The following is a 12,173-nucleotide window of genomic DNA, read 5'->3' as shown; positions in this document are numbered from 1 at the left end:
AAATAAGTAAAGTGTCCGTTTAAGAATGACATAATGGAGGTAAATAATGAGCCGGAGAAGAAAGAAAAAAATATTATTTGTTTCAGCTGAAGTTTTTCCTTTTGCAAAGGTAGGGGGATTGGCAGATGTAGCAGGTTCTTTGCCTAAGTCTTTGGCTTTGGCGGGATGTGATATAAGGGTGGCTATGCCCCGTTATAAAAATATAGAATCAGGTATGAAATACATTAAGGATTTTCCCGTTGAGATTGGACCAAGGCTTGAGACTTGTATTATAAAAGAGGGGAAAATCAGTTTTAAAAACGGCGGCAAAAATAAAACTATTCCTGTTTATTTTATAGATAATTATCACTACTTTAATAGGCAGAATATATATAGCTATTATGATGATGAAGAGCGCTTTGCCTTTTTTTGCAAAGCTGTTTTGGAAATGCTGCCTGAAATTGGTTTCAAACCTGATATAATACACTGTAATGACTGGCATACAGGACCTATATGTATGCTTTTAAATGAAAAATATAAAAAAGACGAATTTTACAAGGATATAAAGACATTATTTACAATTCATAACCTTCAGTACAGGGGTGATTTTTCTAGGAAAACCTTAACCCTGTTTGGCATGACGGATGAGCTGTTTGTACCGGAAAAAACTGAATTTTACGGTATGTTTAGTTTTATGAAAACAGGGCTGGTATATGCAGATGCTATAAACACTGTAAGTGAAGTATATGCAAAAGAAATCCAGACCCCTGAGTACGGAGAAAAACTTGAAGGACTATTGAGAAGCAGAAAAGAGGATCTTTTCGGTATTCTAAATGGAATAGATTATGAAGTTTTTAATCCTGAAACAGATGAATATATTTATAAAAATTATAATGAAAATACTATAAAATATAAAAAGGATAATAAGTATGCACTGCAAAAAGAGGTAGGCTTACCAAAAAGAGACGTACCTTTGATTGGTTTAATTTCAAGGCTGGTTCATCAAAAGGGACTAGACCTTATAATTGATGTAATTGATGAAATGATGAAAAGTGAACTGCAATTTATACTCCTTGGCTCAGGAGAAAAACGCTATGAAAAGGCATTTTTAGAATTACAGGAAAAATACCCTGAAAAAATGTCAGTGAATATAGGTTTTAATGAAACCCTGGCAAATAAAATCTATGCCGGCAGTGATTTATTCCTGATGCCCTCACGCTTTGAACCCTGTGGTTTGGGTCAGATGATAAGTTTTAGATATGGTACAATTCCAATAGTTAGTGAAACAGGGGGATTGGCGGAGACGGTAATTGATATTGAAAAGGATAAAGAAAAGGGCAATGGTTTTACATTTAAAGAGTTTTGTGCAGAAGAAATGATAAGGACAATTAAAAGAAGTATAAAATTCTATAATGAAAACAAAGAAAAGTGGAATACCCTGGTAGCAAATGCCATGAAACTGGATTTTTCATGGGAAAGATCTGCTAAAAAGTATTTGAAACTATATGAAAATATAATTAATAAAGATAAATAAAATTAAATTTATTTAGTTTTGTTTAATGTATTTATTGGCAAAAACAGATATTATATTTATTAAGTTTTTTGTAAAATACGTAAGGAGAAATTATAGTGGAGAAAAAAGAAAGAGTAAAAAAAATAATGCAAATATTCGATAATGATTATGAAGATGCAAAATGTACCCTGGACTATAAAAATCCTTTACAGCTACTTATATCTACCCAGCTGGCAGCCCAGTGTACAGATGAGAGAGTAAATATTGTAACTGAAAAACTATACAAAAAATATAAAAATGCACATGATTTTGCCAATGCAGATTTAAAAGAGCTGGAAAATGATATAAGGTCCACAGGTTTTTTTAGAAATAAGGCAAAAAACATTAAAGAAACCTGCAGGATTTTAATTGAGAAGCACAATGGTGAAGTACCGGATAATTTAGAGGATTTATTAAAGCTTCCGGGAGTAGGACGGAAAACTGCAAATGTTGTTTTAGGAAATGCATTTGCAATCCCGGGTATTGTTGTTGATACTCATGCAAAGAGGTTAAGCAACAGGATAGGTCTTAGCTGCAATACTGATCCTGAGAAAATTGAATTTGATTTAATGAAAATTGTTCCAAAAGAAAGCTGGACAAAATTCTCACATCAATTGGTGTTTCATGGTCGCAGTGTGTGCAAGGCAAGGAAGCCGGATTGCAAAAACTGTAACATTTTAGAATATTGTAATTTTGGCCAAAGTCAAAAAGAAAATATCCAATAAATAAGATACTTATTAAAAAGCAATGGATTAAAGTCAACTATACAAGGATGTGTATTCATGAATAAAATCAATAAATACGAAAGAGTATATGTTAATTTAACATGGGTTTTTATATTACTTGCATTTATTCAAATGGTAATTAGAGATAATTTTTTAGTAAATGCAAAAATAATTACCCTTAACGGCATATGCTCTATTTGCACTGTTATTTTCTTAATTGCCATATTAATGTTTAATTTATGCAAAATATATCTTTTAAAAAAAGATATGTTTTACAACAGACCTATGTATAATTTACTGAGGCTGCTGGAAATTTCGTATATTTTAGCTTCAGTTATTATTTTTGGTTTTCAGCAGTGGGTGTATATACTACTTGTATTCCCTGTCCTCATAATAACATTGGAAATGGGAAAGGGAAAGGTAAGATATTTTCTGGTATATTCTTTAATATCAGCAGTTGTATTTCAAGGATTAAAAATATATTCTAGCGGTGGAATTGGAATTGGTGGCATTTATTTTTACTTTTCAACAATAGTTTTCTTACATGCTATACTTTTTATATTTTCAGAACTATGCGGGAAAATACATGAAGATAATTATGAAAGCCAGCAGCAAAATAAAATGCTGCTTTCTGAGCTTACCGACAGATATAAGCAGCTGGAAGATGCACAAAAAGAAATAAAAAATCAAAATGAGAAATTAAGGGATACAAATTTAAAGATGGAAGATACAAACAGAAAGCTGACAGAGAGCCTGGCAGAATTATATACTGTACAGCAGATTTCAGAAGTTATAAATTCTATTTTTGATATAGAAAAACTCTTGCAAAATGTTAATGACATAATTATAGGGGTAATGGGAGTAAAGTACTCCACCATTTTGATGTATGATGAAAACAAGAATATATTTAAAATTCACACCACAAATATAATTGACCAAAAGGAGCTTATGATTATAAACGATAACATTAATTGTAAAATTTTATTAGATTCATTAAACAGCGGAAAGCCTGTAATTGAAAATTTTGTAGACCCGGAAGAATATCCTTTTGTTAAAAACAGAGGTATCAATTCATTAATTTGTATACCCCTTATAACAACACCAAAGAAATTTGACAAAACCCAGAATGCTACAGAGACTAAAAAGATGGGACTTGTTTTAATTGAGCATAAATTAGCAAATGCATTTGACAATAATAATTTAAGGCTTATGAATCTTATTGGGAAACAAGTGGGAATAGCATTGGAAAATGCTGCATTATATGAACGGATGAATGAGATAGCTACTTTTGACAACTTAACAAAAATATATAACAGGCTTTCATTCCAGAAAAAGCTTGAAGAAGAGTTTGAAGCTGCAAGAAAAAACAATTACTCACTTTCTCTTGCAATTTTTGATATAGATCATTTTAAAAAATTCAATGATACTTATGGGCATTTATTTGGAGATAAAGTTTTAAAGCATATTGCAGCTGTTATTAAAAACTCTTTGAGAAGCGGGGAAATTTTTGCAAGATTCGGGGGAGAGGAATTTATAATACTGTTTCCTAAAACAGATATAGAAACAGCTGCAGAAACAGTTGAAGAGCTTAGGGAAAAACTTGAAAAAACCACCATCAGGGATGAACTGGTATCTGCATCTGTTACTGTGAGTTTTGGCATATCTTGCTATCCGCATTTTGCCTCCAGTGAATCAGAACTTATAAAAACGGCAGATGATGCATTATATCGTGCAAAAGAGGCAGGCAGGAATTGTGTTAAATTAGCTTGCAGAGAAAAAAGTGAAGTATTATAAATGTCTTAGTGCAGGAGAATCACAAAAAAAAGCTTTTTTGTATATTATGTAGTGATGGGTTTAAATTCCTGTACTAGGAGGAGTGGTGTATGAGAATATTAGTTGTAAAAATGCCAAAGTTTCTTGGTAACATCATAAGGCGGGTATTTAAAATGGACTGATTTATTTATTAGAAATTACAACTTAAAAAAGTGTATCACTTAAAAAAGGATACACTTTTTTAAATTAAAGATTATATTTGTTGATTTCAGGTTATAATACAAGCACTACACAGCTCTTGTAACCTTATTTGAACGCAAGCATTTTGCACATATGTTTATTGTTTTTGAAGTACCCTTATCAACAACTTTTACCTTTCTTATATTTGGTTTCCAAGCCCTGTTAGTCTTCCTGTTTGAGTGACTCACCTTTGAACCAAAATGTTTTCCTTTATCGCATACATCGCATTTAGCCATTTATATTTACACCTCCTTTTAATCCTGGAGAAATATTTATACACTGAATTAAAATAAACCAACACCTATTTTAACATATATTTTGGTTTCACCGCAAGCTTTTTTAAAAAAATCTGGTTCATTTTATTGAAAAGTAGAAGAATATAGTTTAACATTGGTAGTATAAATTAATTATAATAGGAAGAACCTATAAATCCTTTAAATTTAAATTGAAGTTTTGCAACTAAATACCTGATATATTATAATTATAGTTAAAAATAAAGGTATGTGAAAAGTTATGAGTGATATATTGGGTGATATATTCAGTAAGTGTATAACTTCTGTTAAAGGTATAGGGGCTAAACGTGCAAAGCTTTTTAATAAGCTGGGTATTTTTAATGTTGGGGATTTAATATTTTATTTTCCCAGGGATTATGAAGACAGAAGCTGTGTAAAAAAAATTGCCGAATTAGAAGACGGAGAAAGGTGTACTTTTATTGGTATTATAGATTCAAAGGTAAGAGAAAAGCACATTAGAAAAAATCTTAGTATTTATGAGGTCAGTATAGGAGATGATACAGGGAAAATTACGGCAGTTTGGTACAACCAGCATTTTATAAAGAATGTCTTCAGACCAGGCGAAAAATATATTTTCTACGGGACGGTTTTAAAAAAAAATACCGGTCTTGAAATTCAAAATGCCATTTATGAAGAAGAGAATAAAAAAGATAAGTTAATGGGGATTGTGCCTGTTTATCCATCTACAAAAGGGCTGACCCAGAACATCATCCGGTCTTCAATTAAAGCTGCTTTAGAGCAAGCTTTTGGGAAGCTTGAAGAAGTTCTTCCGGAGTGGGTAAAAAGAAAATATAATCTTTTAGATTTAGATTATTCTATTTTTAATATCCATTTTCCAAAAAGCAATGAAGATTTTTTAAAAGCCCGCTACCGACTGGTATTTGAAGAGCTTTTTTTGCTGCAGCTTGCCCTTTTATCTATAAAAAACACATTAGCCAAGGATAAAAAGGCTATTAAATTTAAAGGGTACAGAGAAAAGATAGAAAAATTTATAAATAATATAGGTTTTAATCTTACAAATGCACAAAGAAAAGTGTTTGATGAAATAGAAAGAGATATGGAAAGTGACAAAGTGATGAACAGGCTTGTTCAGGGGGATGTGGGTTCAGGCAAAACCATTGTTGCCGTCATTGCCCTTTATAAAGCAGTGATAAACGGGTATCAGGGAGCATTGATGGTGCCTACGGAAATTTTGGCAAGACAGCATTTTGAAACTATACAGCATTTATTTTTAAAAGAAGGAATAAAGGTTGATTTACTGGTGGGAAGCCAAAGAACAAGGGAAAGGGAAGAAATATTAAAGGATATTGAAGAGGGAAGGACGGATGTGGTTGTAGGTACCCATGCTATTATACAGGACAATGTGAAATTCTCCAGGTTAGGGCTTGTTATAACAGATGAACAGCACCGTTTCGGTGTAAGACAGAGGGCAACGCTTTCAAATAAAGGGGACAACCCTGATATGATTGTAATGACAGCCACACCTATACCAAGAACTTTGGCACTTATTTTGTACGGGGATTTGGATATATCTATTATTGATGAGCTGCCTCCGGGGAGAAAACCTGTTGAAACCTATGTTGTAAATAGCAGTATGAGAGACAGGGTAAATAATTTTATAAGAAAAAAGGTTTTAGAAGGAAGACAAGCTTACATCGTTTGCCCTTTAATTGAAGAGTCTGATTCAATGGATTTAAAATCAGCAGAAAAGTTGGCTGAAAAAATTAAAAAAGAAGATTTTAAGGACTTGAATGTAGGACTCATCCATGGAAAAATCAGCCCAAAACAAAAAGATAGTGTGATGGAGAGTTTTTTAAAAGGAGAAATAGATATATTAGTCAGCACAACTGTTATTGAAGTTGGGGTAAATGTCCCTAATGCGGCGGTAATGGTTATTGAAAATTCTGAAAGGTTTGGTTTGTCCCAGCTCCATCAATTAAGGGGCAGGGTTGGAAGAAGCGAGCACCAGTCCTATTGTATTTTATATAATGAGGGAAAAGGTAAAGTTGCAAAGGAAAGAATGAAGGCAATAAAAGAAAACAATGATGGCTTTGTAATATCCCAAAAAGATTTGGAAATACGGGGGCCTGGTGAGTTTTTTGGAACCAGGCAGCATGGTATTCCCCAGCTTAAAATAGCCAATTTATACAGTGATATGGATATTTTAAAAAAGGCTCAGGAAGCCGCTTTAGAGCTTATAAATAGAGACCCGGACTTTATAATGGAGGAACATTTTTTATTAAAAAAGAAGATAATAAATGAATTTGGGGATAAAATAAATATATTAAGTTTAAATTAAATGTTTTATAATGGTTGACAATGATATATGATAGTATAAAATAACATTATAGAAATGAAAATGGAGGAAAGGGTCATATTAAGGGTAATTTCGGGAAGTGCTAAGGGACATAAATTAAAAACTATTGGCGGAAAAGAGACAAGGCCAACTGCTGACAGAGTTAAGGAATCGGTTTTTAATATAATATCAGGTTTTGTAGCCGGGGCAAGGGTTCTTGATTTATATTCAGGAACCGGTAATTTAGGGATTGAGGCATTAAGCAGGGGGGCAGTTTTTTCCTTGTTTGTTGAAAAAAGCAGGGAATGTATTTTGACAATAAAACACAATCTTCTTCATACTAAACTTAGTGAGAAGTCATCTGTTATGGCTATGGATGTATTTACTGCCCTGGATAAGCTTTCTAAAGAAAGCAGAAAATTTGATATTATATTTTTAGATCCTCCATATAATAAAAATCTTGTAGAGAAAACCTTAAAATGTTTAGTAGAAAGTGATATAATAGAACAGGACGGGATAATTATAGCAGAACATGACTTAAAAGATGAAGTGCCCCAGGAAGCGGGACATTTAAAAAGATTCCGGTATCAAAAGTATGGAGATACCGCTGTATCTTTTTATAGATGACAGCTGATTTTGCTGACAATTTATTTATTACAAAAAAGAATGGAAGGTAATGAAAGTGAGAATATTTGTATATCCGGGGAGTTTTGATCCTATAACAAACGGCCATTTAGATATTATTAAAAGGGCGTCTGAGTTATGTGACAAGCTAATAGTGGCAGTTTTAGTTAATAACAGTAAAAAACCTGTTTTTTCGCTTGAAGAGAGGGTGGAATTAATAGAGTGTGCCGTAGAAGGCATTGACAATGTTGAAGTTGAAAGTTTTACAGGTCTTTTAATAGACTTTATGAAAAAAAAGAATGCCACGGTTATTGTAAAAGGTTTAAGGGCTGTGTCTGATTTTGAATATGAGCTTCAAATGGCTCTTCTGAATAAAAAGCTTGATCATAATGTTGAGACTTTATTTATGATGACAAATATAAATTATTCATTTTTAAGCTCAAGCTCCGTCAGGGAGTTGGCGAAGCATAACGGCAATATTGACGGGCTTGTTCCTGACTGTATAATAGATAAAGTACTAAAAAGACTCAGAAGTAACTGAGAAAAATAGGAGGGACGCAGATGGAGATACTTTCGATTTTGGAAACATTAGAAGACCTCGTGGAAAAGAGTGTATCTGTACCTTTTTCAGGCAAATGTATGATAGACAAAGAAGAAATCCTTGAAATTATCAAGGAGATCAGGCTTAAACTTCCTGATGATATTAAACAGGCTAAATGGGTTAAGGAAGAAAGACAGAGAATTCTTCTTGAAGCCCAGAAGGAAGCTAATGAAATAATTAAAGATGCGGAGAACAAAATTTCATCTTTAGTAGATGAACATGAAATAACAAAAAGGGCATATGAGCAGTCTAATGAGATTGTGTCTAATGCTCAAAAAAATGCCAAAGAAATAAGGCTTGGTACAAGAGAATATGCAGACAGTGTTTTAAATAAAGTGGAGGAAATTTTATTGGAAACTCTTCAAGTGATAAGGTCTAATAGAGAAGAGTTAAAATAATCTTATAGTTCTAAATCTAAATTTTTTAGTAAAGTATCTGTATTAGCATTAAAATTAAAAAATAAAGGTCTTTGTTTGTCATCAAGAACCAGAAGATACGGGCTATCCTCCTTAGAGGGAAATATTACATAAATTTCATTTAAAGTTCCATCAATCCACTTGTTTTTTACAAACACCGATGGTTCTAAGGGTATTCTTATGATGTATCCTTTATTGGGAATTGCATTTACTTTAGGATACATACCTGTTATACTCTTTAAATACTCAATTGCTTCATTGTGAACTATATTGTTTACAGATAGTGATTTAATTACCTGCCCTTTATCTATATCAAAAATTTCAATATTTTTACTTTCTTCATTAAGTGAAATTGCAAAGTTTATAAATGCAAAAGCAGATTGCTTATTAAATCTATTTGTTTTATCTGTATTTACAGCATTATAAATAATTGAAATCATACAAAATACAAATAAAGCAAGAGAAGTATAGATTTTCAGCTGTTTTTTATTAATTTTAAACATGAATAAAATCACCTCTATAGTTATCTATTAAAGAGAGGTGGATTTTATTCCAAATTTTAATTTTTAAATCATTTTAATACGGGGTTATGGAATTTTTCCTGAACATTGATTTAACATTTAATGGTTTTAACCTTTAACATAATATACATGGTTACAATTATTAATATTGCAAAAATTAAAATTTTAGCCCAAAGATAAGGAACAAAAATTATAGTTGAAGTACCTGTCCCAATCCAAAAAAAAGAAATGGATGTTATTTTAGTTTTAAGGGTAAGTCCTTTTTTTTCCATATAATCATTAACATACTTTCCTAATACTTTGTGGTTAATTAACCAATTATAAAATTTTTTTGAGCTTTTCATATAACAAACGGCAGCAACCAACAAAAACGGCGTTGTTGGGAATATAGGCAAGGTAATACCAATTACTCCCAGTACTACGCAAACCGTTCCTATGGCAATTAATATTTTTCTTGATGTACTTTTTATTTTTACCACCCTTTTTACCACATTTGTTTTAGTTATGTTAAAGCTATATTTATATTATACTACATATTTTTCATGGCAAAAACTTTTTTAAAATGGGTAAAATTTCTATTGACCTTTATTATAGCTAACTTATAAGAGTTAAAATACCATAAATGTATTACATTATCAAGATTATTGCTAAAACATTTAATGTGGGATAAAATTAAAAAATAAAGATTGGGTGGAAACTTCAATTAACGGGAGGAGAATAAGTTATGGTTAAGCATATTGTAATGTGGAAACTAAAAGAATATGCTTGTGGAAATACAAAAGAGAAAAACGCACAAATAATAAAAGAAAAACTTGAATCATTAAAAGATAAAATTCCGGGAATTTTAAAAATTGAGGTAGGAATAGATTTTTCAAAAACTGAAAATAGTGCAGATGTAGTTTTGAGACATTTGACTTGCGTTTTCTGAAATTATAGGTGACAGCGAGACAGATTCCGAGCTTTTGAGAAACCACAAGGCACTGCTATTTTCAAAGGATAAGATGATTAAGGCAAATGACATTAAAACTTTAGAGGAAAGAAACAAGCTAATTATACCAGAATAAATTAAAATAACAGGGCTGTTGCAGGAGGGGTTAGACTTTCTGCACAGCCTATTTTTTTAAGTTGAATTGGTTGTAATTTAGGTTAAACAGGAGGAATTACTTAAAAACTTTAGTAAAAATACATCTATAATCTATTTCTAATGCATTTACAACGTCTTCATCCACTATAATATAGTCCTCCAATATTCCGTTAACTTTAAATACTTTATAATAACCTGCCTTTTCCCTGTCGATTTTAAGGGTTTTTAGTGTGCCGTTTTTGTAAAACTCTGAATTTTTAGACAGACAGTTAATTTTATCGGGTACAATCAGCCAATAAAAATGGGATGTCATCTTGTTTACATCCGTCAGACAAACAGGTTTAAAAAATATGCTTTTTACTTTCATTTCATTTAATACTGTCCAAAACCTGTTTGAAATTAAAGGCAGCGGTTCTTCAATAAAATCAGGGTATATTCCCTTATCTTCGATATAAAACACTACAGGATCTGGATCAATAAACTGTAAACGATTTGTTTTCACATAATCAATATTTATAACTTTATTTGTGCCTTTAATTTGTATGGCATCGGATATTCTTTTGTCACTTTTTAAAATATAATAGTCCTTCATATAAACTGCCTCCTGTAAACCCTATAAACCATAATACTCCGGCAATCCTAACAGTTTTATTCCCACCAAACCGGCTCTTTCTATCTTTTCTTTAATTTCTTCACTAACAACCCAAAACCTGTTTAATATGTCTTTTATTTTAAATATTTTATAATTGCCCACCTCTCTGTCGTTTATTACAAAGCTTCCTACAATCTTCTTAAGTCCGGAAAATTCCGATACCGTATGTTTGCTTTTTTCCCATACAACACAGTTTAAGGGTCTTACAAGCATAAGATAATACAGGTGTGTTTCATCGGCATCATTATATAAATAAATTGGTTTATAAAAAACATTGTTTACCCCTGCATCATCTAAAATATCCTTAAGCCTTGCGGAAACAAGGGGTAGATTGTATGTATAAATGTCCGGCATTTCTTTGCCTAATTTTTCAAAATATATAAATTCTTCTTGATCATTTATATACTGCCATTCATCAAATAAGTATGCTCTTTTGTCAATGGCTGTAGGAACAGGTCCAAGCCTTATCTCGGAGTTTCTATCCCACGCATTGGATTCTATTGTATAATATTTTTTCATAGCATTAACCCTTCCCCGTATGGTATTTATAATCTTCTTTTGCCAAAAATCTCTCAACTATCTGTTTGCCGTCCGGCGACGGCTCAAAATCCGTTATATCTGACTTTATTTTTTCCTGTAATTCTTTAAGCTTATTATCTATGAGATTCTTAGCTTCTTCCCTTCCTTCCGGAGTTTGACCCAAACACCCTTCTTTTCTGCTCTTTGCCAAAATCTCATATTCTATTTCAGCTAAATCCTGTACCAGTTTTTTTTCGTAACTGGGAATTCCCTTTTCAGGTTCAAAATCATGATTTCCCTTATGATACTGGATTTTACTTTTTTCAATTGCTGCTGCCGCTATATCATATTTACTCTTGTCCGATAAATCCGAAAAAGCCATGCCGTGTTTTTTCTTAAATGCAACGGGATCAACCGAGGGAGCACTTATCAAGTTGTCGGTGGAATTTATATCAATACCGAAATAGTTTCCCAATCTGTTTATTCTGAGGGTAAAAGCATAAGGACCAACGGATATTAGGTGGTGTATTTCTTCTCCTATATCAATTTCTAATTGATTATTGTCAAATTCCTCCAAAGGCACATTGACGGTAAACCTGTTGGTGCCGTGTTCGGCTTTATAATTCTCAGCATAGTTAGCGCTTCTTTCAGAGGGGGTATTCATTTTTTCCAAATCTTTATCGGTAAATGCTTCTTTTTCTTTTTCACATAAATGTTGCTTCACTCCGTCCGAGCTGCCGAAATTTTCGCCACAAAAGGGACAGAAACTTCCTTCTTCTTTTACCATAATATCTTTCATAATTTTCCTTTCCGCTTGCTTTAAATCTGCATCCGTGTATTTTTTTTCTTCCAATTTATCTATTTTTTCTTCTAGTTCTGCTATTTTCTTTTCATTTTC

13 protein-coding genes and 2 pseudogenes are annotated in these 12,173 nt (G+C 32.1%); 9 read left to right on the top strand and 6 right to left on the bottom strand.

All coding sequences use genetic code 11. The annotated features are described in order from the left end of the window. Positions 1-46 precede the first annotated feature (46 nt). The 3 genes from glgA (at position 47) to HVS_RS10890 (ending at position 4,050) form a co-directional block, all read left to right on the top strand. A complete protein-coding gene (gene glgA, locus HVS_RS10900) occupies positions 47-1,513 on the top strand; it encodes a glycogen synthase GlgA (RefSeq protein WP_101302265.1) in 1,467 nt (488 codons plus the stop codon). A gap of 92 nt (positions 1,514-1,605) precedes the next feature. Then, a complete protein-coding gene (gene nth / locus HVS_RS10895) occupies positions 1,606-2,256 on the top strand; it encodes an endonuclease III (protein WP_101302263.1) in 651 nt (216 codons plus the stop codon). Positions 2,257-2,313: 57 nt separating this feature from the next. Then, a complete protein-coding gene (locus HVS_RS10890; RefSeq protein ID WP_101302261.1) occupies positions 2,314-4,050 on the top strand; it encodes a sensor domain-containing diguanylate cyclase in 1,737 nt (578 codons plus the stop codon). Between the two features lie 266 nt (positions 4,051-4,316). On the opposite strand, the gene rpmB is transcribed toward HVS_RS10890, so the two are convergent. Continuing rightward, positions 4,317-4,505, bottom strand: coding sequence for a 50S ribosomal protein L28 (gene rpmB / locus HVS_RS10885; RefSeq protein ID WP_101302259.1), 189 nt, complete (start codon positions 4,503-4,505; stop codon positions 4,317-4,319). 277 nt (positions 4,506-4,782) lie between these two features. Between rpmB and recG the strand changes: the two genes are divergently transcribed. The 4 genes from recG to HVS_RS10865 are packed head-to-tail and all read left to right on the top strand — an operon-like array spanning position 4,783 to position 8,481. Continuing rightward, complete coding sequence (gene recG, locus HVS_RS10880) at positions 4,783-6,861, top strand: ATP-dependent DNA helicase RecG (protein WP_101302256.1); 2,079 nt, start codon at positions 4,783-4,785, stop codon at positions 6,859-6,861. Positions 6,862-6,921: 60 nt separating this feature from the next. Continuing rightward, complete coding sequence (gene rsmD, locus HVS_RS10875) at positions 6,922-7,485, top strand: 16S rRNA (guanine(966)-N(2))-methyltransferase RsmD (RefSeq protein WP_101304246.1); 564 nt, start codon at positions 6,922-6,924, stop codon at positions 7,483-7,485. A 55-nt stretch (positions 7,486-7,540) separates the two neighbouring features. Further along, positions 7,541-8,023 carry a pantetheine-phosphate adenylyltransferase gene (coaD, locus tag HVS_RS10870; RefSeq protein WP_101302254.1) on the top strand — a complete coding sequence of 161 codons (483 nt, stop codon included), beginning with the start codon at positions 7,541-7,543 and terminating at the stop codon, positions 8,021-8,023. 20 nt (positions 8,024-8,043) lie between these two features. Beyond that, a complete protein-coding gene (locus HVS_RS10865; protein WP_101302252.1) occupies positions 8,044-8,481 on the top strand; it encodes an ATPase in 438 nt (145 codons plus the stop codon). A 2-nt stretch (positions 8,482-8,483) separates the two neighbouring features. Here the strand turns inward: HVS_RS10865 and HVS_RS10860 are convergent, their stop codons facing one another. Then, entirely contained in the window at positions 8,484-9,002 is a 519-nt protein-coding gene (locus HVS_RS10860; protein WP_101302250.1) for a hypothetical protein, read from the bottom strand. A 110-nt stretch (positions 9,003-9,112) separates the two neighbouring features. Continuing rightward, a complete protein-coding gene (locus tag HVS_RS10855; protein ID WP_101302248.1) occupies positions 9,113-9,499 on the bottom strand; it encodes a YbaN family protein in 387 nt (128 codons plus the stop codon). A gap of 245 nt (positions 9,500-9,744) precedes the next feature. Here HVS_RS10855 and HVS_RS10850 point away from each other — a divergent pair. Beyond that, a pseudogene (locus HVS_RS10850) lies at positions 9,745-9,924 on the top strand (Dabb family protein); the annotation flags it as partial. A gap of 16 nt (positions 9,925-9,940) precedes the next feature. Next, positions 9,941-10,025 (top strand): annotated as a pseudogene (locus HVS_RS17850) (hypothetical protein); the annotation flags it as partial. A gap of 155 nt (positions 10,026-10,180) precedes the next feature. On the opposite strand, the gene HVS_RS10845 reads toward HVS_RS17850, so the two are convergent. From HVS_RS10845 to HVS_RS10835, 3 genes are read right to left on the bottom strand one after another with little or no spacing between them, the layout of a single operon-like run. Then, a complete protein-coding gene (locus tag HVS_RS10845) occupies positions 10,181-10,696 on the bottom strand; it encodes a hypothetical protein (protein ID WP_101302243.1) in 516 nt (171 codons plus the stop codon). 21 nt (positions 10,697-10,717) lie between these two features. Beyond that, the gene (locus HVS_RS10840) at positions 10,718-11,275 is read right to left on the bottom strand and encodes an imm11 family protein (RefSeq protein ID WP_101302241.1); all 558 of its coding nucleotides are present in this window, start codon (positions 11,273-11,275) and stop codon (positions 10,718-10,720) included. Between the two features lie 4 nt (positions 11,276-11,279). Continuing rightward, on the bottom strand, positions 11,280-12,074 hold the full coding sequence (locus HVS_RS10835; RefSeq protein ID WP_207654771.1) for an AHH domain-containing protein: 795 nt from the start codon (positions 12,072-12,074) through the stop codon (positions 11,280-11,282). Positions 12,075-12,173 lie beyond the last annotated feature (99 nt).

The sequence above is a fragment of the Acetivibrio saccincola genome (genome assembly GCF_002844395.1).
GTDB classification, from domain to species: Bacteria; Bacillota; Clostridia; order Acetivibrionales; family Acetivibrionaceae; genus Herbivorax; species Herbivorax saccincola.
The sequence above is the reverse complement of the archived record's forward strand: the minus strand, read 5'-3'. Positions and strand labels throughout refer to the sequence as shown.

Bases quoted from the DNA above. Each gene is read 5' to 3' on its own strand.
- rpmB (WP_101302259.1), bottom strand. From the start codon at position 4,505: ATGGCTAAATGCGATGTATGCGATAAAGGAAAACATTTTGGTTCAAAG.
- HVS_RS10890 (WP_101302261.1), top strand. From the start codon at position 2,314: ATGAATAAAATCAATAAATACGAAAGAGTATATGTTAATTTAACATGG.
- glgA (WP_101302265.1), top strand. From the start codon at position 47: ATGAGCCGGAGAAGAAAGAAAAAAATATTATTTGTTTCAGCTGAAGTT.
- recG (WP_101302256.1), top strand. From the start codon at position 4,783: ATGAGTGATATATTGGGTGATATATTCAGTAAGTGTATAACTTCTGTT.
- HVS_RS10860 (WP_101302250.1), bottom strand. From the start codon at position 9,002: ATGTTTAAAATTAATAAAAAACAGCTGAAAATCTATACTTCTCTTGCT.
- HVS_RS10835 (WP_207654771.1), bottom strand. From the start codon at position 12,074: ATGAAAGATATTATGGTAAAAGAAGAAGGAAGTTTCTGTCCCTTTTGT.
- HVS_RS10865 (WP_101302252.1), top strand. From the start codon at position 8,044: ATGGAGATACTTTCGATTTTGGAAACATTAGAAGACCTCGTGGAAAAG.
- HVS_RS10845 (WP_101302243.1), bottom strand. From the start codon at position 10,696: ATGAAGGACTATTATATTTTAAAAAGTGACAAAAGAATATCCGATGCC.
- rsmD (WP_101304246.1), top strand. From the start codon at position 6,922: ATGGAGGAAAGGGTCATATTAAGGGTAATTTCGGGAAGTGCTAAGGGA.
- HVS_RS10840 (WP_101302241.1), bottom strand. From the start codon at position 11,275: ATGAAAAAATATTATACAATAGAATCCAATGCGTGGGATAGAAACTCC.